Origin of the sequence: Colwellia sp. MB02u-10, assembly GCF_014077185.1 — a bacterium.
Classification (GTDB): Bacteria; Pseudomonadota; Gammaproteobacteria; order Enterobacterales; family Alteromonadaceae; genus Cognaticolwellia.
Map to the genome: position 1 here is coordinate 1 of NZ_JACGVK010000056.1, position 23321 is coordinate 23321.

The 23321-nt window shown below is 39.8% G+C and carries 22 protein-coding genes; 12 read left to right on the top strand and 10 right to left on the bottom strand.

Features of this window, described 5'->3' with window-relative positions; all coding sequences use genetic code 11:
* The 4 genes from H4J59_RS01265 to coaBC all read right to left on the bottom strand — a co-directional run.
* On the bottom strand, nucleotides 1–964 hold a 964-nt coding region (locus tag H4J59_RS01265; protein ID WP_182236134.1), incomplete at its 3' end, for an Ig-like domain-containing protein.
* A 1867-nt stretch (nucleotides 965–2831) separates the two neighbouring features.
* On the bottom strand, nucleotides 2832–4304 hold the full coding sequence (locus H4J59_RS01270) for an aminoacyl-histidine dipeptidase (RefSeq protein ID WP_182236136.1): 1473 nt from the start codon (nucleotides 4302–4304) through the stop codon (nucleotides 2832–2834).
* 73 nt (nucleotides 4305–4377) lie between these two features.
* Nucleotides 4378–4962 (bottom strand): nucleoid occlusion factor SlmA, encoded by a 585-nt coding sequence (slmA, locus tag H4J59_RS01275; RefSeq protein ID WP_182137111.1) that lies wholly within the window; start codon nucleotides 4960–4962, stop codon nucleotides 4378–4380.
* A 146-nt stretch (nucleotides 4963–5108) separates the two neighbouring features.
* Nucleotides 5109–6353, bottom strand: a complete 1245-nt coding sequence (gene coaBC, locus H4J59_RS01280; protein ID WP_182236138.1) for a bifunctional phosphopantothenoylcysteine decarboxylase/phosphopantothenate--cysteine ligase CoaBC — start codon at nucleotides 6351–6353, stop codon at nucleotides 5109–5111.
* An 83-nt stretch (nucleotides 6354–6436) separates the two neighbouring features.
* On the opposite strand from coaBC, the gene radC reads away from it, so the two are divergent.
* The 4 genes from radC (at nucleotide 6437) to rpmG (ending at nucleotide 8015) form a co-directional block, all read left to right on the top strand.
* The gene (radC, locus tag H4J59_RS01285; RefSeq protein ID WP_182236140.1) at nucleotides 6437–7114 is read left to right on the top strand and encodes a DNA repair protein RadC; all 678 of its coding nucleotides are present in this window, start codon (nucleotides 6437–6439) and stop codon (nucleotides 7112–7114) included.
* Between the two features lie 56 nt (nucleotides 7115–7170).
* On the top strand, nucleotides 7171–7356 hold the full coding sequence (locus H4J59_RS01290) for a hypothetical protein (protein WP_182236142.1): 186 nt from the start codon (nucleotides 7171–7173) through the stop codon (nucleotides 7354–7356).
* A gap of 257 nt (nucleotides 7357–7613) precedes the next feature.
* On the top strand, nucleotides 7614–7850 hold the full coding sequence (gene rpmB / locus H4J59_RS01295) for a 50S ribosomal protein L28 (protein ID WP_146877856.1): 237 nt from the start codon (nucleotides 7614–7616) through the stop codon (nucleotides 7848–7850).
* A gap of 9 nt (nucleotides 7851–7859) precedes the next feature.
* The gene (rpmG, locus tag H4J59_RS01300; protein ID WP_070375415.1) at nucleotides 7860–8015 is read left to right on the top strand and encodes a 50S ribosomal protein L33; all 156 of its coding nucleotides are present in this window, start codon (nucleotides 7860–7862) and stop codon (nucleotides 8013–8015) included.
* Nucleotides 8016–8509: 494 nt separating this feature from the next.
* Here rpmG and H4J59_RS01305 read toward each other — a convergent pair whose 3' ends face one another.
* Nucleotides 8510–10249 (bottom strand): DUF885 family protein, encoded by a 1740-nt coding sequence (locus H4J59_RS01305; RefSeq protein ID WP_182236144.1) that lies wholly within the window; start codon nucleotides 10247–10249, stop codon nucleotides 8510–8512.
* A 105-nt stretch (nucleotides 10250–10354) separates the two neighbouring features.
* Here H4J59_RS01305 and H4J59_RS01310 point away from each other — a divergent pair, with 105 nt between their 5' ends.
* Nucleotides 10355–10855, top strand: coding sequence for a hypothetical protein (locus H4J59_RS01310; protein ID WP_182236146.1), 501 nt, complete (start codon nucleotides 10355–10357; stop codon nucleotides 10853–10855).
* A 64-nt stretch (nucleotides 10856–10919) separates the two neighbouring features.
* A complete protein-coding gene (locus tag H4J59_RS01315) occupies nucleotides 10920–11810 on the top strand; it encodes a RimK family alpha-L-glutamate ligase (RefSeq protein ID WP_182236148.1) in 891 nt (296 codons plus the stop codon).
* 121 nt (nucleotides 11811–11931) lie between these two features.
* Here H4J59_RS01315 and H4J59_RS01320 read toward each other — a convergent pair whose 3' ends face one another.
* From H4J59_RS01320 to ccoG, 3 genes are read right to left on the bottom strand one after another with little or no spacing between them, the layout of a single operon-like run.
* The gene (locus tag H4J59_RS01320) at nucleotides 11932–12564 is read right to left on the bottom strand and encodes a thiol:disulfide interchange protein DsbA/DsbL (RefSeq protein ID WP_182137104.1); all 633 of its coding nucleotides are present in this window, start codon (nucleotides 12562–12564) and stop codon (nucleotides 11932–11934) included.
* Nucleotides 12565–12620: 56 nt separating this feature from the next.
* The gene (locus tag H4J59_RS01325; RefSeq protein WP_182236150.1) at nucleotides 12621–13598 is read right to left on the bottom strand and encodes a serine/threonine protein kinase; all 978 of its coding nucleotides are present in this window, start codon (nucleotides 13596–13598) and stop codon (nucleotides 12621–12623) included.
* On the bottom strand, nucleotides 13598–15031 hold the full coding sequence (gene ccoG, locus H4J59_RS01330; RefSeq protein ID WP_259369340.1) for a cytochrome c oxidase accessory protein CcoG: 1434 nt from the start codon (nucleotides 15029–15031) through the stop codon (nucleotides 13598–13600). The genes H4J59_RS01325 and ccoG overlap by 1 nt, the downstream gene beginning before the upstream one ends.
* A 222-nt stretch (nucleotides 15032–15253) precedes the next feature.
* On the opposite strand from ccoG, the gene H4J59_RS01335 reads away from it, so the two are divergent.
* Nucleotides 15254–15610, top strand: coding sequence for a hypothetical protein (locus H4J59_RS01335; protein ID WP_182236152.1), 357 nt, complete (start codon nucleotides 15254–15256; stop codon nucleotides 15608–15610).
* 303 nt (nucleotides 15611–15913) lie between these two features.
* On the opposite strand, the gene H4J59_RS01340 is transcribed toward H4J59_RS01335, so the two are convergent.
* Both H4J59_RS01340 and hutG read right to left on the bottom strand, forming a co-directional pair.
* The gene (locus tag H4J59_RS01340) at nucleotides 15914–17278 is read right to left on the bottom strand and encodes a formimidoylglutamate deiminase (RefSeq protein ID WP_182236154.1); all 1365 of its coding nucleotides are present in this window, start codon (nucleotides 17276–17278) and stop codon (nucleotides 15914–15916) included.
* 12 nt (nucleotides 17279–17290) lie between these two features.
* On the bottom strand, nucleotides 17291–18103 hold the full coding sequence (hutG, locus tag H4J59_RS01345; RefSeq protein ID WP_182236156.1) for an N-formylglutamate deformylase: 813 nt from the start codon (nucleotides 18101–18103) through the stop codon (nucleotides 17291–17293).
* A gap of 362 nt (nucleotides 18104–18465) precedes the next feature.
* On the opposite strand from hutG, the gene H4J59_RS01350 reads away from it, so the two are divergent.
* The 5 genes from H4J59_RS01350 (at nucleotide 18466) to H4J59_RS01370 (ending at nucleotide 23162) form a co-directional block, all read left to right on the top strand.
* Entirely contained in the window at nucleotides 18466–19194 is a 729-nt protein-coding gene (locus H4J59_RS01350; protein ID WP_182236158.1) for a glutathione peroxidase, read from the top strand.
* A gap of 193 nt (nucleotides 19195–19387) precedes the next feature.
* On the top strand, nucleotides 19388–19630 hold the full coding sequence (locus H4J59_RS01355) for a VF530 family DNA-binding protein (RefSeq protein ID WP_182236159.1): 243 nt from the start codon (nucleotides 19388–19390) through the stop codon (nucleotides 19628–19630).
* 89 nt (nucleotides 19631–19719) lie between these two features.
* Complete coding sequence (gene purU / locus H4J59_RS01360; RefSeq protein ID WP_182236161.1) at nucleotides 19720–20580, top strand: formyltetrahydrofolate deformylase; 861 nt, start codon at nucleotides 19720–19722, stop codon at nucleotides 20578–20580.
* Nucleotides 20581–20685: 105 nt separating this feature from the next.
* Complete coding sequence (locus H4J59_RS01365; RefSeq protein WP_182236163.1) at nucleotides 20686–22479, top strand: M61 family metallopeptidase; 1794 nt, start codon at nucleotides 20686–20688, stop codon at nucleotides 22477–22479.
* A 149-nt stretch (nucleotides 22480–22628) separates the two neighbouring features.
* Nucleotides 22629–23162, top strand: coding sequence for a VOC family protein (locus H4J59_RS01370; protein ID WP_182236165.1), 534 nt, complete (start codon nucleotides 22629–22631; stop codon nucleotides 23160–23162).
* Nucleotides 23163–23321: the final 159 nt, after the last annotated feature.

Genomic DNA, 23321 nt, shown 5'->3' on the forward strand with positions numbered 1-23321 from the left:
ATGAGCCATCCGCTGCAAGCGCTAATGTTCCGCCTTGCGCTGTTGTAAATGTTCCCGCTGTTACCGTTAAGCTGTCTCCATCTAAATCGGTATCGTTAGCAGCTAAATCAATGCTTGATGTAAATACGGTATCTTCAGTGGTATTGATTGCATCATCGACTGCTACTGGTGCTGTGATATCTGGCGCTAAAGCAGTTGCCGTGCCATTGGTGGATGTATTTCCAGCACCATCTGTGATCTTGGCTGTGATAACGGCTAATGGTGGGATTTCTACACCGATACCTGACGCAATGTTAACCGTTGTTAAGGTCACTGATACTGCTGTTTCACTATTGACTTGATAGGTGACAATATCTCCAGCCACTGCATCTGTTGGGATCGCAATCGTTGCAGTGACCGTTCCATCCCCACCAAGCTCTGCTAAGTCATAAACGCCATTGGTATTGGTGTCGCCAGCAATAGTGATGGTTGGTGGAGAGACCGATATATCTGTAAGTAATGCTGTTGAAATAGGCTGAGGAACAATGTTTACAGTAGTATTAACACCGCCTGTTCGAAATATTGTCGTTGCTATGACTTCAACACCATCACGCTCAATAAAACCTGAATTAGAGTTATTGGTGAGTACTGCCGTGGCTGATGTTTTAATTACATCAGCCGCCTGATTTTCGTCTTGAATTACAGTTTGTATTTCAGAAGTTTCTTGTAAAATTTCAGCATCCGCAAAATCTCCATTGGATGCAGACTCACCTAAGTTTGTATTACTAATCGCTTCTTCATTGTTAAGTAGAGATTCACCACCTAGGAGAGGTTGGGATCCACTACCAAGCAGAGGTTGAGCCTCATCATCAAGAAGAAGTTGAGCCTCTTCATCAAGCAGAGGTTGAGCCTCACCTTCAAGGGAAAGTTCTTTGCCACTTGGCTGTATTAAATTAGATTCAACTACTTCATTACTTTCGGCCATAATGGCTTCCCCTATAAGACTATTTTAATTTAAAGATTACATGTTAAATAATAATTGAATTCAAAATTCGCGGATGCATTGCCCATTGGAGCGCTACAAAAAAGAAGAACTATTAATCTCTTTATCAAATATCTAGATGACATATTTTTTAATTCCGTTTTCTTAGCTGAAGCTGCCATTGAATAGATAGAAAAATTATTATTCAATTTGTTATTTACTGTGTCTGTATTACAATTTTAATAGCGGTTATCTGAAATAAAGTTAAATAATTACACCTTAATAACATTTTAAAAGCATCCGAGTAACACCTGCATAACACCTGCATAACACCTGCATCATAGTGTATAATACCGTATAATAACGTACAAGCATCTAGCAAGCATTTTAAATAAAACTTTGCAACATTAAATGAAAATATGTAACATTAATAAAGAATAGTATTGAAATAATTCATATATATCATGTGAGTACATAATACTTTATTAATACAACAGTCTAAAGCTACTTTTTAGCCCATCTTGTACTGAAAAAGGTTTGAACTAGCTTTTTACATAGCATAATTAACAGAACGTTAAAGATTAATTAAGTGTTAAGAGGGGGGGGGGAATAAAATGAAAGCTATTACGTTAAGCAAATTAATTAACTTAGCGATAACTACTACTTTACTTTTGGCGCTAGACAACTCAAAAATCTACCGACAGCTTCTTTAGCTGAAAGCTTTTGTTTTTAGGTATACATAAAGCAAAGGTTTCCACCTTTCTTTGACTAACCGCTACCTAGCTTTATTCGTTTTTAAATATCAATTTTATTTTAATTACTTCTTAAAGTGGCTTGGATCTCGACACGGTAAATATAGAAGGCTTACCTTAATGGGGGGGAATTCAACAAATAATTGAAAAAACCACCTAAATATAACATCGGCAAAAATATTGCTATGTAGAGTACTATCAATGCGTGATTAATGGTAGACAATCTCCACCGCTCTTCATTACGACACTCAAATGAGTCGATATTGAACTCTCGATAAATCCAAGAACAACTTGCCATACACCAACACCCTAAAATTTTCACGATTTAAGGCTAAATAATAGCCATCTTCTCGACGTCGTAAGGTTTAACTGCCCTATTCGTTAACCGCGATACGTTTAACCGTTTTATGATCTATCCATGAAAGCTCTAAATTATAATCAAAATGAGCCAACAGGGGCTCTAAATATTGTTAATGATATTGTTGATTTATCACTAATCGATGAAAAAAGGCTAGTGGACTAAAACAACTACCATGCTTATTAACACTAAAATAGATAATTGTTCATCTGTGTTATATTTTACACGGCTTATTGATAGCCCATAGATTTATATATGGTTTCGTGGTCTTCATGAGCCGATACCACTACAACCGGTATTTGTGGAAGATGATTACGTACATGTATCAAGGTATTGAAGCCACGGGCAAGGGGAATATGCAAATCTAGTCATAGCAGATCACTGTCGTTATTGTCGCGCAGTTGCTGTTCTAGCTCAGCTATAGTTTGTGCTTCCAACCAATGTGTTTGGGGTTGGCTTTAATTTTAATGTCCCTAATAATGCTTGTCTAAATAATGGATGATCGTCAGCTATTATAATTTTTTTGGCTGAATCATATCGTTATTTACTTTATAAAATTTATAGGATGCCAATCTTACTTTAAGTTGCTTACAATCGCTTGTTCATTAGACTTTAGCCTAGCAAACATTTTGTTGACCTGGTCAGGTTTCACCCTAATAAATCAAACAGTTATAAACCTTACATATGATAGTAGCAAAGCAAAGCAAGGAAAAAATAAAATAAAATTGTAGCGCACTAAAATAAAGCGCTACAGCATCACTTACGACTTTTCTGGAATATTGGCTAATACGGCTAACAATAACTGCCAATAGCGCTCAACAGTCTCTATTTGTACTTTCTCGTCCGGTGAGTGAGGGAATTTTATCGTTGGGCCAAATGACACCATATCCCAATGCGGATAAGCTGTTTTGAATAAGCCACATTCAAGACCGGCATGAATAACCATAATTTCAGGTACTTTATTAAACAGTGTTTGATAAGTGTCGCGCACAGTTTGCATTAATGCTGAGCGGGTATCGGGTTTCCAACCAGGGTAAGCACCAGAAAATTTAATACTCGCACCAGCGAGCTCAAACACAGATTGCACCATAGTTTGTGCTGCTAAGCGCCCGTCGTCATGTAAGCTACGGATCAAAGTCATGGCAACAAATTTATTACCTTTGCTGCGCATAACACCTAAGTTTAATGAGGTTTCAACAATGCCTTCAATGTCATCGCTCATTCGTAACACACCATTAGGGCAGGCGTTAAGTGCACGTAAGATAGTATGTTGGCTGGCTTGCGTCCAACATTCATCAAAGGTTTCAGGCGAAATCAATAACATCTCAATATGGGTTTCGATAGCACCTAGCGATTGGCGCACTGTTGCTAAATACTCAGCTAGCTTGGCTTTTAACGGCGCAATTTTCGTACGGCTAATAACAAAGCTAGCATCGGCTTCGCGCGGAATAGCATTGCGTAAACTGCCGCCATTTAATTCCGTTAAACGCAAACCTAAGGTGTTGCTAGCGTCGAGTAAAAAACGCACCAATAGTTGGTTAGCGTTGGCTCGACCGGTATGAATATCGACACCAGAGTGCCCACCTTTAAGACCCGAAATTGACAAGTTAAATGATTCAACATCAGCAGGCGCACTTTCATTACTAATAGCAAAAGTGGCTTCACCATCAATGCCGCCAGCGCAACCCATGTACACTTCACCTTCTTGCTCTGAATCAGTATTGATTAACAAGTCACCGTCTAACCAACCGGCTTTAAGACCAAAAGCACCCGTCATACCCGCTTCTTCATCAATGGTGACTAAAACTTCTAACGGGCCGTGTACAATATCGTCACTAGCCAAAACCGCTAACGCAGATGATAAGCCAATACCGTTATCTGCACCTAGTGTTGTACCTTCAGCGGTTACCCAGTCGCCATCAGCTTCGGTAATTATGTATGGCTTGATAGGGTCGACACGAAAATCATGATCAGTGGCCGCATTTTTCTGTGGCACCATATCCATATGAGCTTGTAAAATAACGCCCTTTTTATTTTCCATACCTGCCGTGGCGGGTTTTTTAATAATGAGGTTGCCAATAGCGTCTTCTTTAACACTTAGCCCGAGTTCAGTTGCCCAGTTTTGGATCCACAACGATATTTTTTGCTCGTGTTTTGAGGGGTGTGGAATGCTACAAATTTTATCAAAAATTTGCCATAACTTGCTTGGTTCTAGTTGTGCTAACGTACTCAATAGCTTTCCTTAATTTTTTACTTACTGATGGCAATTAATCTCTTATCGCCATGATTTTTTTCGCCGCAATGGCCTATTTATCAGCCATTAAAAATTGCCATTGCTCATTAAAATCGTTACTGGGTTTCTTGGTAAAGTCAGAGCGAACATATTGATTAATTTTACCTTCAGCATACGCCATTAAAATGTTGGCTAAAGCCTGCTCTGAAATGGTGAAACCTTTACCTTCTCGTAGCTTTCGCTCTCGCAAAACTTGCTTAAATTGTGATTCAAGTTTTTCAAAAAATTGATTCACACGAGCACGTAAACGCTCGTTTTCCCCCATTAATGCATCACCGGCAAGAATGCGGCACATGCCGGGATTACGCTCAGCAAAAATAAGTAATACATGCAAAATATGATGGCAACGAATCAAGGCTTCTTTATGGTCGGTTAATATCAGGTTTACCCGAGAAAAAATAGATTCTTCAATAAACTCTATTAAGCCTTCAAACATCCGTGCTTTCGATGGAAAATGGCGATAAAGCGCCGCTTCAGAAACACCAACTTCGGCGGCAAGCTTTGCTGTTGTGATCCGCTGCCCTGCACTAGTTTCTAACATATGAGCAAGACATTCTAAAATTTGTTGTTTACGATTAGGTTTTTGAGTTGCCGACATAAAACTGATTCTCTATTGTTATTATATTTTCAACAGTCAGACCAAACGGATGGATAAATTATGCCGATGGTTTTACTACTAAAAGATTAGCGTGATTGTATAGCGTTATTTAGCTGATGTTCAAGCCTGAAATTAACCACCCGACATTAGTTCTTTAATCGAGAACTTTGCCATGTTTGGTGAATATGTTGTACTAATTGTTTGGCAAGCTCATTTTTGCTCATTAAAGGTAAAACTTTTTTATCGCTAGCGGTAAATACCGTCAACGCATTGTTGTCACTGTTAAAGCCTTGGCCTGCAGCAGCGACGTTATTGGCGGCGATCATATCAAGATTTTTACGGGCTAATTTATCACGAGCATAATGCGCTACATTTTGCGTTTCAGCAGCGAAACCAACCGTAAAAGGCTTATGCGCTAATGCAGCAACATCAGCAACAATATCAGGGTTCTTGATCAGATTAAGTTGCATGGTATCGTGCGATTTTTTAATTTTTTCACTGGCTATATGATCAATACGGTAGTCAGCCACAGCAGCACAAGCAACAAAAACATCCACATCAGGCGCGAGCGCAATAGCCTGTTGATGCATCTCTGTGGCACTAGTTACCGCTATTTTTTGACAACCTTGTGGGGTTGCTAGGCTAACAGGCCCTGAGATGATGGTGACCTCTGCGCCAAGGCTTTTGGCTGCATTGGCAATAGCAAAACCCATTTTTCCTGAGCTGTGGTTGGAAATATAACGCACAGGGTCAATAGCTTCGCGGGTCGGCCCAGCGGTAATTAACCATTTCTGGCCAGTTAAAGGTTTTGGCTGATTTAAGTCAGTATCATGGTTATTCATTTTTGCGATGGCTTGGCAAGTTAATTCAACTAACTCAGGCACGTCTAACATGCGGCCTAAGCCAACATCACCGCAGGCTTGTTCGCCAGCACCTGGACCAAATAGGCGGTAGTGCCATGACCTTAAGGTGTTAATATTTTTTTGTGTTGCTAGGTTATGCCACATTTGTTGGTTCATTGCCGGTGCAATAGCCACTGGCGCTGCGGTCGCTAAACAAAGCGTGGTTAGCAAATCATTTGCCAACCCAGCGGCAATTTTAGCGATAAGGTCGGCTGTAGCGGGTGCAATTAAAATAAAATCAGCCCATTTTGCCAGCTCGATATGGCCCATAGCCAACTCAGCTTGCGTATCTAATAAACTACTTGATACCGCATTGCCGGAAACCGCTTGTAAGGTTAATGGCGTAATAAAGGCTTGAGCGCCGTCTGTCATCACCACACGAACATCGCCGCCTTTATCTTTTAATCGGCGCACTAGCTCTGGCGTTTTGTAGGCGGCAATGCCACCACTGATACCCAATAGGATTTTTTTACCCTGAAGAATCTGCATAAACTGCTAATCTTAATAACGACAATGGGCAATAAGATAGCATTATCGCACTTTTATTCAAATCACTTTGCAAGGATGCACTTATGTTAAAAGACTGGCCAGACGCTGAAAAACCACGAGAGAAGTTATTACACTTTGGCGCGAAAAGCTTAAGTGATGCCGAACTGCTGGCAATATTCTTGCGCACAGGCGTTAAAGGTTGCCATGTAGTTGACCTTGCACGAAATTTATTAAAAAGCTTTGGCAGTATTTCGAAAATATATCAAGCGGGATTAGATGACTTTTGCCAGCATCATGGTTTAGGTGTTGCAAAATATGTGCAGTTACAAGCATGTTTAGAAATGTCGACACGCTATTTAGCGGAACAGATGCAAATGGGGCAAGCGTTAACGTCTTCACTGAGCACGCAAAACTTTTTAAAAGCAGAACTGCGCCATGAAACCCGAGAAGTATTCGCTGTGCTCTTTTTAAATACTCAGCATCAAGTGATAAAGTTTGAACGGCTATTTCACGGCACCATTAATGCTGCTGCAGTATACCCACGCATTGTGGTTGAGACCGCACTAAAATATCAAGCGGGAGCGGTTATTCTGGCGCACAATCACCCGTCGGGTATTGCTGAGCCAAGTATGGCCGATAACCAAATTACCAGTCGACTAGAACAAGCACTGGCGTTAATTGATATCAAAGTACTTGATCATATCATTGTCGCGGGTTGTCATTGTTATTCGTATGCTGAACATGGCCGAATGATTGAATGATTGAATGATGTGTGAGTATTTCAGCAAGCTGTTTTGAGCGCCAAAGAATACATTGCATGACAAGTAAAAAGTTGCACAGCAGCGGCCGTCGTTTTCGTCTTAGCAGATTGGCCTTGCGTAAAACAGCCATAGCAAAGCTACAAGCATTGGCGTTTAATACTCAAGTGGCTATGTCAGCTATTATTCATATTTTAACTAATGAACTGGCTAAAAAAGATCAAAAAGAAAGATCACGCAAATAGTTCGCTGCTAAAATAGACTGAAAATGAGTCATTAACATTCGATTTGAATGATAATGACTCATGAAACACTATAGTCATGTCAATTATTCAATTTAAGTCATTGAATTATATATAATTTCAAAACTATTCACTTTAAAGTTGATTAATACTGGTATTCATTTTTCACTTTCACTATAATATGCCACCTTTTTCAGGATCCCGAGGCGACGGTCTTGGGGAAATACAGCACGACCTGAAATTAATTTTGGAGTACTCATATGTCTAAAGTTTGCCAAGTAACAGGCAAAAAGCCAATGGTTGGAAACAACCGTTCGCACGCAAGAAACGCGACTCGTCGTCGTTTTTTACCTAACCTTCAAACTCACCGTTTCTGGGTTGAGAGTGAAAATAGTTTCGTTAAATTACGTTTAACTCCGAAAGGAATGCGTATTATCGATAAGAACGGTATTGATGCAGTATTAACTGATATCCGTGCCCGTGGCGAAAAAGTTTAAGGAATTGCAATGCGCGATAAAATTCGTTTAGTTTCTAGTGCTGGCACTGGCCATTTTTACACTACTGACAAAAACAAAAAAACTATGCCTGAAAAGATGGAAATCAAAAAGTTTGATCCTCGCATCCGTCAGCATGTTATGTATAAAGAAGCTAAAATCAAGTAATTGATACGGCTTATTTAAAAACCCGGTTTATACCGGGTTTTTTATTGCCTATAGAAAATCACTCAGTTAACTGCCCGTTAATGGCCGTGACCCGTCATCATTAATTTACACAGCAAACCTACGCCTTAACCTTATGCCTATTTTCCCCTCTGAAGGTTAGCTTTAGTCCTATCTGATATGCCAGTCACTCACCACTAAACTGAGTGACTACTAAACTAAGTGACTAAACGGCCGACATGAAATTGCGTATGTCGATCTTAAGGTCCACAACAGCTGAGTTAACTGAATTGGAAGCACTGACAATAGCTAGTAAGTGGCTGGTATTTTATTCGCTTAATAACTATAACTATAATTATAATTATGATGATGACCATTAAGCTTTGAAAAATAGTTTATTGGGCAATGTTGCTTAAGCTGGCATAAGGAGTAAATAAAAAAGAGCAACCACTTAATGGCGTTGCTCTTTTTTTGCAATGATATAAATATTTTAGCCGTTACAACTGCTGCGCTATCCAGTCCATGGTTAACTCTTCAAGCAGTGCCATAGGTAAGCTACCATTTTTCAGCATTTGGTCATGAAAAGCTCTAACGTCGAACTTATCGCCTAAGGCTTGTTCCGCTTTCGCCCGCAATTGACGAATTTTTATTTCACCAATTTTGTATGACAAGGCTTGCGCTGGCCAAGTAATATAGCGGTCAATCTGGCCAATAACATCAGCCATGCTTAAAGCGGTATTCTTGGCTAAATAATCGATCGCTTGTTGACGGGTCCAACCTTTGGCATGGATACCCGTATCGACCACTAAGCGACAAGCACGCCATGCTTCATAGGTTAAGCGACCAAAGTCACTGTATGGATTTTGGTAAAAGCCCATTTCCTTACCTAAACGTTCTGAATATAGCCCCCAACCTTCGCCATAGGCGGCGTGGTATAAAGTTTTACGAAACTCGGGCATATCCACTTCTTGCGCAATAGCACTTTGAAAGTGATGACCGGGCTCTGCCTCATGAAAGGTTAATGCCTCTAAGGTATATAAAGGTTGGCTTTTTAAATTTTTAGTCTCTAAAAAGTAGGTGCCTGATGTGGTACCACTGCCATCGGAGGCAACATAGTAGGCACCACCATTTGGACTGGATTTAATATCAAAAGTTGAACGGGGTAATACCGAAAACCATTTCGGTAATTGTGCCGCCATTTTACGGGTGATATAGCTGGCTTTTTCCAGCATGTCCATCGCACTATCGGTGTAAAATTGCTGGTCGTTACGCAAAAACGCAATAAAATCTTTAAATTCACCCTTAAAGTCCACAGCTTTAATAATTTGCTGCATTTCTGTACGTATGCGACTGACTTCATCTAGACCTATTTGATGAATTTCATCAGCCGATAAATCTGTGGTCGTGTAATACTCGATTAAGTATTGGTAGTATGCTTCGCCGCCCTCAACACTGCTAATACCAGCCGTGGTCCGACAGTGAGTCATATATTCTTTGGTGAAAAAGTCATAAAAGGCTTGGTACTCGGGTAAAACAGTCTCTTTAATCAAGGTTTTTACTTGCTGGCGATACTGCGCTTGCTCTGTTGATGAAATGACGGCTGGCATATTCAGCATAGGCGCATAAAAAACACTGTTTTGTACATCAGCGACTAAATGCTTACTGATTGATTTTTCATAGCCTTTAAAGCTTTCACAGTAATGGGTATGACCTAAGGCAATGGCTTGTTTTAGATCAACGATATGTGCTTGGTTATAACGTGGATAATCAGCGAGACTGATTAAATAATTACTATAGTCTTGTTCGGTTAAAAATGACATGTTGGCTGGAGCGCCGGCAAAGTAACTATGAAAACCTGAATAATAGGTTAACGGATAAAGGTGATCTTGAAATTGATAACTTTTTGCTTCAGCTTCGCGTTCATATTTAAATAAACGATAGCTGACCTGATCAGCACCTGAGAGTTTATTAACATCAATACCTTCAATACGCGTTAGCAATTCATTGTTGTATTTTGACCGACGTTCACGGCCATTTGCTGACATTTCAGGTAACTTACCCTTCATGCGAAAGGCATCGGGATCTTTTCGAAAAAACACTTGTTCTTGATTTGCCCTTTGCCAATGCTCATTGAGTAACTGTTGAAATTGTTCACTGGTTTGGTTGGCAAACGTGCTGGTTGCGCTGAATAAGCCGCAGAGTAATAATACTCCAACACTTAATGGTTTTAGTTTCATACGAAGCCTTAATTTTGGGGTGATATTATTGTTATTAATGTAACGCTATATTCTAATGAGCTCAATTTTTTTGTATGATAAAGATAATAAGCAGTACTGAGGTACATGATGATCAGATTATCAAAAACTGGCTGGAATAATGTCATTATCATTATGGTAATGGGCTTTATTTTATTGATTAACGCCACGAATAAAAAAATTCACTCGCCAAATAAAAATACTGAGGTCACTAGCGATCAAGAGATTGCTTTAGTCGGATCGCAAAATATTATTTTAACACTCAACATCACTAATGTGGTTACTATTGAGCGGATAGGCCGCACTTGGCGGGCAGTTCCGGCTAATATTTCTGGCCAAGCATTAGCACAAATGATGATGTCTTGGCAGCAAAGCAGCGGTCAGGCGATGGCCCAAGCCCCGATAGTTGATCGACAATTGTCACTAGATGTTAAGCTCGACATTGCCGGCCAACCGCTGCCATTACAGTTAAGTTTTTATGCCACGGAGCAGCAATTATTGATCTTTAATCAAACATCAGCACAGTGGCTTGTTATGCCGATAGCTATGTATGGGCAATTGTTTCCAGCAGAAATTTTTGCTAATTAACTAGCCTTAGTTTTATTCACCTTAACCTTTAACCTTAGCCAATACAGTAGAGGCAATATATTTTATGAGAAAATGCGCAATTTTATCCATGGACAGTTTGGCAAATTTTGAAGCTTATGATTGTTTGATTGATCAGCCAATGCTTGCTTTAGGCTGGCAAACCGAAGTAATTTCCTGGCGTGATAGCAGCGTAAATTGGTCAGACTATGCTGCGGTTATTATTCGTAGCCCATGGGATTACCAAGATGACATGGAAAGTTTTCTCAAGGTACTGTCGGCTATTGAGCAATCAAGCGCCCAGTTAGAGAATAGCTTAAAGGTGGTGCAGTGGAATATTAATAAAAGCTACTTAAAAAGCTTAGCCGCTGAGCAAGTGACTATTGTACCGACATTATGGCCACAGGCTTTTGATCCTGACCATATGGTGGGATATTTCAGCCACTTTGCTACCGAGCAAATAGTCTTAAAGCCGCGAGTCAGTGCCAATGCTGATAATACATTTTGGCTCACAAAAGACACTTATCAAGATCAAGTAGCTGAGTTAAGTCAAGCGTTTGCAAAGCGAGAGTTAATGGTGCAGCCTTTTATCGCTGCTATTTGCCAAGAAGGTGAGTTTTCGTTGTTTTATTTTAACGGCCAGTACAGTCACACCATATTAAAAACCCCAGCCCAAGGTGATTTTCGTGTTCAAGAAGAGCATGGTGGTGGCTTATTATCGGTAATGCCTGAACCATCCTTATTGGTAGCAGCAAACAATACCATGCAAGCTATCAGCAAGCTCCATGGTGAACTACTCTACGCGCGTATTGACTTTGTTCGCTATCAAAACACCTTTGCCCTAATGGAAGCCGAGTTAATTGAGCCTTCGCTTTATTTTAATATGGACGATGCCTCAGCACTGCGCTTTGCCAATGCTTTTGATACTCGCATGACAGCGTTTACGGCTAAAACATAGGATATAAAGAGCAAAGCAATAAAAAAGAGGCCAAAGCCTCTTTTTTATGTACCGGATGAACGGTCAGTTTTTTATACTAAACAAAAACTAAGTCACTACATCCATGTCAGCACGGATTAACTTACTTTAAGGTTAATAAGTGATTTACTAGCTTGATATAATCTTGTTCAAAATTGTTTCTATCTAAGCCGGCCGGATCAACACGGTATTTACCATTAACAATCACAGTAGGTACTGCGGTTAAAGCACCTTTATTAGCAAAATAGTCTTGCTGTTTCTTCATCGCATTTGCTTTGCTGACCACACTAAAGCTTTTCATTAACTTATCGAATTTTTCACCATCGGCACCGTTGAGTACGAAAACATTTCGGATATCTTTTTCTGAAGTAAATACCGCTTTTTGGATATGGATGTAATTAAACAGTGCGCCAATAATTTTCTTCTCTAAACCCATTTGATGGGCAACAACAACCGCTTTACTTAGCATTTGTTGTACTTTAGGTGAAGCAGCACGCAAAAAATCTACATGGTTCATTTCAAAGTCAGCATCTGCTGGTATGGAGGTTTTTAACGTCGCCATAAAGGGTTCAAATTTAAAACAATGTCCGCAATAAAAAGAGAAAAACTCACGTACTTCAGACTTAGCAGAAACGTCTTCATTCACTTTAGTGTAATGCTCACCTTCAGTATAATCTGCTGCGAATGAGAGTACAGGTAATAACATTAAAGCGAATAAGCTCACTAACTTCTTCATAAAATTACAATTCCTAATTATTATTAATAAATCAAAATCAATAGCACTATGCGTGCTTAATAACCTAGCAAACTTAGCGGTGGTTGCTGTAAGGCTGACATTTGCTCTTTAAGCATCAAAATTTGTTGTTCCCAATATTTTTCAGTATTAAACCACGGAAAGTTACGAGGAAAAGCAGGGTCTTGCCAACGTTTACATAGCCATGCCATATAATTAACTACTCGCATAGTACGCAATGATTCAATTAAAGGCAATTGATTGGCTTCAAAGCGATAAAATTCATTGTAGCCAGTTAATATGGTGTCAAGTTGTAATGACTGCTGCTGGCGATCACCACTAAGCATCATCCAAATATCTTGCACCGCAGGCCCCATACGACAATCATCAAGGTCAACAAAGTGCGGCCCAACCTCAGTCCACAAAATGTTACCGGCATGACAATCACCGTGCAGACGGATCTGCGAGGTAGGCTGATATTGCTGACTTGCAATGGTGATCACTTGTTCTAAAATAGTGAAAAAAGGCAAGCTTAAGCCAGCAGGCACAAAGTTAGATCGTTCGATAATAAGCTGTGCTTGCTGGAGCATTTCTTCACTATTAAAGGTTGGCCGTTCGCTAAAACTTTTTTGAGCGGCAACAGCGTGAATTCGGCCTAAAAATCGCCCCATCCACTCTAATTGCTCTAAGTTATCAACCTCAAAAATTCGGCCACCACGACAAGGAAAGATAGCAAATTTATAGCCTTTATATGAAAACAAAGACTCGCCATCAATTTTCATTGGTGCCACTAAAGGCAGTTCGCTGGCATCTAATTCAAAAGAAAAGTTATGCTCTTCCCTAATTTGTGCTTCTGTCCAGCGTTGCGGTCGATAAAACTTGGTTACATATTTAGTTTTAGCCATGTCATGAAATTGATAAACACGATTCTCATAACTGTTTAATGCCAACAAACCACTATCAACAGTTAAACCTGTGCTTTCCAAACCGTCTAGAATTAAATCGGGTGACAGCGAGGTAAAATCAAATACTGACATTAGCGTTTATTAAAGAAGCGGCTTTCGTGTTCAAGCTTCACCTCATCCGTCTCAGATACTAATTCAATCACAAAACTTATATCTGTCATATAGTCTTCTAATTCATCAGGGGCGACCGAAAGGCTGATCGGTAAAGTATAGACTTTAGCTGCTTTAACAAGTACCTCTTGATCGCCGTTCCATTTAGTATTGTTAATACCCTTTACTGACAGACGATAACGATTATCTTTTTGTGACTTATTGAGAATTTTTAGAGTGTAAACATTCTCAATATCACCATTAAAGTTCTCTTTGGCTAACTCATTTCTATCGCGAATAATTTCCATTGATACGGGCACCCTGTTGACCATTTCTAAAACCAATAAGCTAGTCATCACAAATAATACGATGGCATAACCAATAAGTTTAGTACGGACAAAGTGCACTTTTTTCCCTTCTAACTCATGCTCAGTGGCATGACGAATTAAACCTTTATCATAGCCCATGCGCTCCATAACATCGTCACAGGCATCAACACAAGCACCACAATTAATACATTCATATTGTAAGCCATTACGAATATCAATACCGGTAGGGCAAACCTGAACACATAAATTACAGTCAATACAATCACCTAAACCAATATCTTTTGGCACGTCTTTTCTGGTACGTGGGCCTCGGTTTTCACCACGTTTGGCATCGTAAGAAACGGTTAAGGTGTCTTTATCAAACATCGCGGATTGAAAGCGGGCATACGGGCACATATGTAAACACATAATTTCGCGCATCCAGCCGGCGTTACCGTAAGTACAAAAAGCAAAAAACCATACTGTGGCGGCTAAGGCAAACGAGGCATTAAAAGTGAAAAAATCAACAAATACCTCACGCATGGGTACAAAGTAACCGGCAAAGGTTAGCGCGGTTAAAACAGAAATTAAGCCCCAACAAAAATGTTTTAGCGCTTTACGCCAAAACTTATTGATGTCCATTGCTTGACTGTCGAGTTTTTTACGCTGATTGGCTGTGCCTTCTATTTTTTCTTCAAACCAGATAAATATGAAGGTCCAAACCGTTTGAGGACAAAGGTAACCACACCAAACTCGCCCTAAAAAAGTGGTAATAAAGAACAGCAAAAAAGCACTAAGAATTAAGAGCCAGGCCAATAGCGTGAGATCTTGTGGCCAAAGCGTGACACTCCATAGCGTAAAACGTTGTTCGCTAATATCAAACAAAATCGCTTGGTGGCCGTCATATTGTAACCAAGGTAAACCAGCAAATAGCGCTAAAAAGAAAAAATTCATTTTTTTGCGTAGTTTTTGAAATACACCTTTTACTTTGCGAACATAGATTTGATCACGAGGTTTATACGTCTCGCTTTTGGTGGGCTGATGAATTTGAACATTTTTAATCGGAATATGCTGATTAACGTTAATGTTTTTATCTTTTGATTTCAAAGCGGATCCTTTATGTCGGTAATACCGGGTAATTATAACGGATTCGTACTGATTACCCATCAAAAAAATAGCATAATATTGCTTTGTTAGTACCAAATTGATTACTCTAGCGTCATTAGCATGACATTTAGCCCAAGAAAACAATAATACTATTGGTGATTGGTTAAATAACAGCAGCGAGTTGCTGATTATTTGTACGTACATATGATTATAAGGCAAGATATGAAAAAATTATTGATCTTGATCGTGGCCACCGCGTTATATTTTCATTATTATCCCAATGAAAAACTAAACCGCTGGTTATTTGAGCAAAAACAAGTTGTGCTGAGTTATTTTTCAGAGGTGACTGACACCAAAGTACGTTTAAAGTCCGATAAAATATATCAGGATTTATCGCGTGACTTTAGTCACTTCACTAGCCAAGAAATAGCTTATGTGGCAGCAATCACCAGCAGCCGTGAAAAGGTAGAAAAGTTTAACGAGCAATATTGTAGCAGTAAAAAACAAACGCCAAAACTACAGCGCGATAATTTGGCCAAAGTGTGTCGAGCCATCAACAAATATAGCAATTTGTTATAATGACCTGCTGTAGAGATTTTATCGACTTGCACAAATGTTCAACTTGAGGTCAAACAGCTAGCTAATATCCGTTTTATTAATTAGTGGGGCTAGTTTACATGAATAAAAATATACGAAAAAAAACAGTCAATTATAATGTATTTATTTAATCACTCGCTAGGCTAATGATTAAATAAATAACGTCATAGTGACTTGTTTTAACCCGTAGAAATAATCAAGAAATTAATCATATTGTTATCATAGCTAAGGAATCAAGACGATGGCGAGCCAAGCTAATCGCCTAGTTAACATTAAGCGAAATAATTAAGCTGAAAGCCTAGCTAATAAGGTCGCAAAACTATCTGCACTCGCTTGCTCTAAAGCATGTTCTGCGCCTTGGATCACCCAATGACCATTGACCATCACATCTAAAACCGGGTTATTTTGGCTTGCAAAAATAACGCTGTCGAGTAAGTGAATATCGTCATGGGCAAATAAACGTAATTGGCTGTCATCCAAAACCAATAAATCAGCTTGCTTACCCATAGCCAATGCGCCGGTATTACTGTTGGTGCTTTGTGCGCCTCCGGCGGCGGCTTTTTGCCATAAATTAAGTCCAACAGACTTTTGCTCACTGGTGGCTAACAGGGCGCGTTGTTGCTTACTTAAGCGTTGAGCATATTCAAGCCAGCGTAATTCTTCGATTGGATTAACCGAAATATGGCTGTCTGAGCCAATAGCAAAGGTGCCATTGTCTATTAAAAATTCACTGGTCGGGAATATACCATCACCTAAATTAGCTTCTGTGGTTGGGCAAATTCCGGCTATTGCTTGGCTAGCAATAATACCTTTGCGCTCTTGTTCATCGATATGTGTGGCGTGAATTAAACACCAATGCTGGTCTAAATCGGCATTGTTGAGTAACCACTGCACCGGCCGTTGACCATAATGAACGAGACAGTCTGTTACCTCTTTTTGCTGTTCGGCAATGTGAATATGAATCGGCGCTTGCGCATCAAGAGCTCTCACATGAGCCACTGCCGCTAAGAGCGAATTTTTATCCACCGCGCGTAAAGAATGTGGCGCAATACCGACATTGCAATTAGCTTGTGATTTGGCGAGCGCAAAACAATCAGTGACTAAGTCATTAAACTGCTCAACTGAATTAATAAAGCGCTTTTGTCCGTCAGTCGCGGCTTGTCTGCCAAAGCCGCTGAATCTATACAGCACAGGTAATAATGTTAAACCAATACCCGATTGCTGAGCCGCGGCAAAAATAGCTTGCGCCATAGTGGCGAGGTTTTGATGATTTTGGCCGTCAATATCATGATGAAGATAATGAAATTCAGCAACACGGGTATAACCCATTTTCAACATTTCAATATAAAGCTGGCGGGCAATTACCTGAACATCTTCTGAGCTTAATTGCCCCAAAAATTTATACATAACATTACGCCAAGTCCAAAAACTGTCTTGACCTTCGCTGCCTTGTTCACTAAAACCGGCAAAAGCCCGTTGAAAGGCATGAGAGTGACAATTGACCATACCCGGTATAACCACACCATTAGCACGTTCCGCGCCTGCGATATATCCGGCGGTAATATCAGTAATCACGCCCTGTTCAATCGTCAACGTTTGCTCGTTAGCCCAGCCATCAGCTAATAAGATTTTTTTAGCAAAAAGTTTCATCGATACCTTCCCTTACTCAGTGGCGTTTTGGCTTATGGTGTTAATGGCAGTAAAATTTATCAGCGTTTTAACCAAGGCGGCAAGTTTAGGCTGCGCTTGCAAGGCCAAGCTTTCGTTATAAGTCATGGCTTGCTCATTCATATAGGTATGCTGTGAAAGCTCTAATTGAATAGCATGAAAATTATTCTTAGGTTGACCGAATACCCGCGTAATATAACCGCCTTTAAAGCGACCATTACAGACCATAGTGTAAGGTGCGTAATCTAGATCCACTAAAGCTGCCATGAGTTCAGGAGCACAACTTTTTCCATCGGCATTACCAAAATTAAAATCAGGTAATTGTCCCTGAAAAAATCTTGGCACATGCGAGCGAATAGAATGTGCCTCAAGCAACACGGCTTGACCAAATTCAACTTTTATTGCTTGCATGGTTGAGCTTAAGGCCTGATGGTAAGGTTGCCAATAATCTGTAACACGAGCCGCTATTTGTTCAGCACTCGGTGCACAGCCTGCTTGATATAAAGGTGATAAATCAAATGCTGTGGTCGGACAAAGTTCAGTATTATTTGCACCTGGGTATAAATCAACACCGTCAGGATCACGATTTAAGTCAATCACATAACGGTTATATTTAGGTATTAATATATAAGCGCCAAGCTTTTTTGCAAAGGCATATAAACGCTCCATATGCCAGTCAGTATCGGCAACTTCACGTCCTCTGTCGGTCATCATCTTCGCAATATCTGCGGGTATTTCTTCGCCATTGTGTGGCATGCTGATGAGTAAAGGCACAGAGCCTTTAATTAAGGTGTAACTGTTTGACATCTAAATCCCTCAAATTGTATATACAACTTTATTGCGCTTAATTTACCACTTTGCCGATAAAACAGGAAATTATTTCTATTACTAGCATCGAATTCATTTAAGTCATCTTGGCCAAATTGACCAGTACAAATTGATAAGTGAAAATTAACCCGTGCAGATAATGACAGCCGCCTGATGAAATGTAGGGATGCCAGTAGCTAAAATTGCTTAATATCAGTGGCTACTTTTATCCATTGATTTCATTAATCGATTTTATCAATCATGAAGTGCAATATTAATCACTTTATTTAAAGTCGGACTTGTTCAATAATAGCAACATAGTCAACAACAACATTATTTTAGAAACTATAAACGGAGCCATTATGTTAGAAAACAAAGAGCAACAAAAAGTCCCTAATGTTACTTTCACATTAAGAGCCAATGACGAGTGGACAACGCGCACTAGTGACGAAATTTTTAGTGATAAAACGGTCGTGGTTTTTTCGCTACCCGGTGCTTTTACACCGACCTGTTCATCTTCACATTTACCACGTTATAACGAATTGGCACCCAAGTTCTTTCAGAACGGTGTTGACGAAATTATTTGTATGTCAGTCAATGACACCTTCGTGATGAATGCTTGGGCAGCACACCAAGATGCAGACAAAATTAGCTTTATTCCTGATGGCAACGGCGAATTTACGGATGGCATGGGCATGTTAGTTGATAAAGCCGCTATCGGTTTTGGTAAACGTAGCTGGCGTTATGCGATGTTAGTTAAAAATGGCGTTATTGAAAAAATGTTTATTGAGCCTGATTTACCAGGCGACCCATTTGAAGTATCTGACGCCGACACTATGTTAAATCATATTAACCCGTCAGCCTGTCAAACATCAGCGATTACGGTTTTTAGCAAGCCGGGTTGCCCACATTGCAAAAATGCAAAAGCCTTGTTAAATGAAAAAGGCTTAACATTTGAAGAGTTAGAAGTAGGCAAAGATGTTAACTTGACCATGTTTAAAGCGCTAACTCATGCAGACACCGTACCGCAAATCTTTATCGACGGACAACATATTGGTGGCAGCGAAGCATTGGCAGCTCATTTGAATTAATAGTTGAGCAAAACTAAAGCCGTTGAATTTGGCTTAACGATTAAAAAAAACGACGCCTTAGCGTCGTTTTTTATTTTTTGCTTTCGTCACCATTTTGCTTTCGTCACCTTTCGTCACCAATAGTGTCATTAATCCAGTAGGCATTAGTCTACGTCATGATAGAATAGTGCTTAAAACTGTTAAGGCCAATAATATGGATCACCAACCCTACAACCCATTACACGGCGTCACCTTAAAAATTATCGTTACTCAATTAGTTGAACATTTTGGTTTTGATTATCTCGGTAAAGAAATAAAAATTCGTTGCTTTACTGATGATCCTAGCATTAACTCAAGCTTGAAGTTTCTCAGAAAAACCCCTTGGGCTAGAGAAAAGGTTGAAGCACTTTATATTCAACACAAAACTAAACTTGATGACGAAGACGATTCGGTTTGAAATAGCATGAGCATATCGCACAAAAGTATTGAACAACATAACAATAAAATGCCAAACTGCTGAGATATAACCACAATAACGTCTACAACATGAAAAACACCCATCACTATATTCTTACTTGGCAGTGCCCTGATACTTCAGGCGTACTGGCAAAAGTCAGCCAGAGTTTATTCGAACACGGGGCCTTTATTACTGAAACTAGCCAATACAGTGATCCCTATACCGATACATTTTTTTCACGTATTGCTTTTGATGATCGAGAACTGACCGTCAGTTTTTCAGCATTCAGACAAGCCATTGATTTACTAGCAAAACCATTAAATATGCATTATCAACTTAGAGAAAAAGAGAATTTTCCTAATGTCGTTATTGCCGTGTCTAAAGATGATCACTGCTTAGTGTCCCTATTAACCAAATGGAAAGCGGGTGTGTTACCGGTCAATATTGTCGCTATCACCTCAAACCATCAAGATTGTCAGCCACTTGCCCAATGGCATAATGTTCCCTTTCATTACTTGCCAGTCAATAAAGATAATAAAGCACAGCAAGAGCAGGCATTATTAGCTATTTATCAGCAGTATAATGGTCACTTATTGGTACTTGCCCGTTATATGCAAATATTGTCAGACGAGCTTTGTCGTAGCTTACGTGGCCAAGCGATTAATATTCATCACTCTTTTCTGCCCAGTTTTAAAGGCGCAAAACCTTATCATCAAGCGCACAAACGTGGCGTTAAAATCATTGGCGCTACGGCACATTATGTCACCGCAGACCTAGATGAAGGGCCGATTATTGTTCAAGAAGTAAAACCCATTAATCATGCTTTTACCATTGAGCACATGGTTCATCTGGGCCACGACTTAGAAGCCATCGCCTTATGTAATGCCGTAAAAATGCATGCTGAGCAACGTATCTGCATCAATAAAGATAAAACCGTTATTTTAAGTTAATCGCCATGGCAATAGGTAGTCGCTAAGGCTTATTTTCAAGCTGTTTTATTCAGTTAACTCTGCTACATTGGAGCACAAATATCTTGTCAACATTTGTGCGCCAATATGATCCAATATCAAATTTCCCCTCTTAACCCAAATAGTCATTTATTTGAGGTCTTATTGTCATTTAAAAGTACCCCAGGCCAAAGCTACACTTTATCTTTACCCGCCTGGTTACCCGGCAGTTACATGATCCGCGACTTTGCCAAAAACATTACCGAAATTTGCGCGTTTGACAGCAATGAGCAAGCCATTAGTTTAAGTAAAGTTGATAAACAAACTTGGTCATTGCAGGCCAGCAATGAACAGGTGCAAGTGCGCTATCAAGTTTTCGCTTTTGACCTATCCGTACGCACGGCTTACCTAGATAGCCAGCGCGGATTTTTCAATGGCAGCTCAACCTTTTTGCAAGTACAAGAGCTGAGCGAGCAAGCATGTGAGCTCATCATTTATCCCTCAACGTTAGCTGACCATAGTCAATGGCGAGTGGCGACGGGTTTACCACGAGCGAAAGCCACGACAAAATATCAGTTTGGTGAATATATTGCCGATAATTACCAACACTTAATCGACTGCCCAGTCGCTATTGGTGATTTTGACAGCACTGAATTTACGGTAGAAGGGGTAGTGCACCATTTGGTATTTACCAGTAAACACTATGGCGATACTCAGCGTTTGGCGGCTGATATTAGCAAGTTATGCCAACATCACATTAGCTTATTTGGTGAAGCACCTTTTCAAGAATATTGGTTTATCACTCATTTACAAGCGAATGGTTTTGGTGGCTTAGAACACAAAAACTCTACTATTTTACAAGCCAGTCGCTTCGACTTACCCAATCCAAAACAAACAGCAACCGCGCTAAATGATGATTATAAAAGCTTCTTAAGCTTATGTTCACATGAATATTTTCATGCTTGGAATGTTTGTCGCATAAAACCGAAAGAATTTGTCCCTTACAACTTACAAAAAGAAAGTTACACCCAACAGTTATGGGCCTTTGAAGGGATAACATCTTACTACGATGACTTTTCACTGTATCGTACCGGCTTAATTAACTTTGAAGACTATTTAACTATATTAGCGAAAACAGCCACACGGGTTTATCGCGGTAGTGGTGAATTAAAACAAAGCGTGACCGCTTCAAGTTTTGATGCTTGGACCAAGTTTTATCAACAAGGCCCAGATGCGGTGAATAACATTGTTAGTTATTACACCAAAGGTGCTTTAATTGCTTTATGGTTAGACTTAATTATTCGCCGCAAATCAAACAACCAGCATAGTTTAGACACCTTAATGCGAGAGTTATGGATTCACTTTGGTCGCACCAATATCGGTACCAGTGAAGCTGACTTTATTAACATTGCTAACCTGCTCTGTGGTGAAGATATTTCATCAAGCTTTAAGCACTATTTATACAGCAATGAGCGTATTGATTTAACTGCTGAACTGGCAACGTACGGCGTTGAACTGCAAAAACAAAAATTCAAAAAATTAAACAGTGTAGAAACCACGCCTGAAATGCATTACCAGGGTTATTTAGGTGCACAATATAAAGTACAAGGCTTTGGCTTAACCATTACGCAAGTACTGGAAAAGTCACCCGCGGCCAAAGCAGGTTTAGCGGTTAACGACACGCTGATTGCAATAGATAAAATCAAAATGACTGAGCAATCAATACAAGCCTTATTTGATCATTCATCGGCAGGCAGAGAACTAACCTGTGATTTTTTTCGTGATGACCAACTGCTGAGCTCAACATTGAAAGTTACAGATTCGCCATTAGCGGGTATCGCCTTTAAAGTGGTTGATGACAACTTAGTAAAACGTTGGCAGAATATTTTACCAAAGGGGTAAATTAGCTTTGTAAACCCGTGTTGTAAACTAAAGCGTACGTAATTGCTGACAACATTTAGCCACTAAACTCGCCAGAAAATTAGGGCGCATTATCGAGTTATGGTAAAAAATAACTCATTCGCTTAACTACTCACTTAAGTAATAATATTATGATTAATGTAAAACGTTTGCACCATGTGGCTTATCGATGTAAAGACGCAAAAGAAACCGTTGATTGGTATGAAAAACATCTGAATATGGCACTTACTGTCGCCATTGCCGAAAATGAGGTGCCGTCAACAAAAGCGCCAGATCCCTACATGCATATATTTTTAGACGCGGGTATGGGCAATGTGTTGGCCTTTTTTGAGATCCCCAATTCTCCTGACATGGGCCGAGATGAAAACACCCCAGAATGGGTACAACATATCGCATTAGAAGTTGAAAGTGTTGATGCTTTAATTTCAGCAAAAAGCGATTTACAAGCACACGGCTTAGACGTTTTAGGCCCAGTTAATCATGGTGTATTTAAGTCTATTTATTTCTTTGACCCTAACGGCCACCGCTTAGAATTAGCCGCCAATATCGGTACCACAGAACAATATGCAGAACTTAAACGGGTAGCGGCAGTAATGGTTGAGGAATGGGCACAAACTAAACAAGCGCCAACACATGCGGCTTGGTTGCATCAACTAGACGACTAAGGCATAAAAACAGCGCTACAAGCCCCTACTAACGAAAGCTTTCGTAAGTAGGGGGGAGAAAAATATGGCTAATGGCCAACTTTTATAAAACATTAAGCCATGTAATTTTTCCTTAAATTTCCTTAAATTTCCTTAAATTTCCTTAAATTTCCTTAAAAA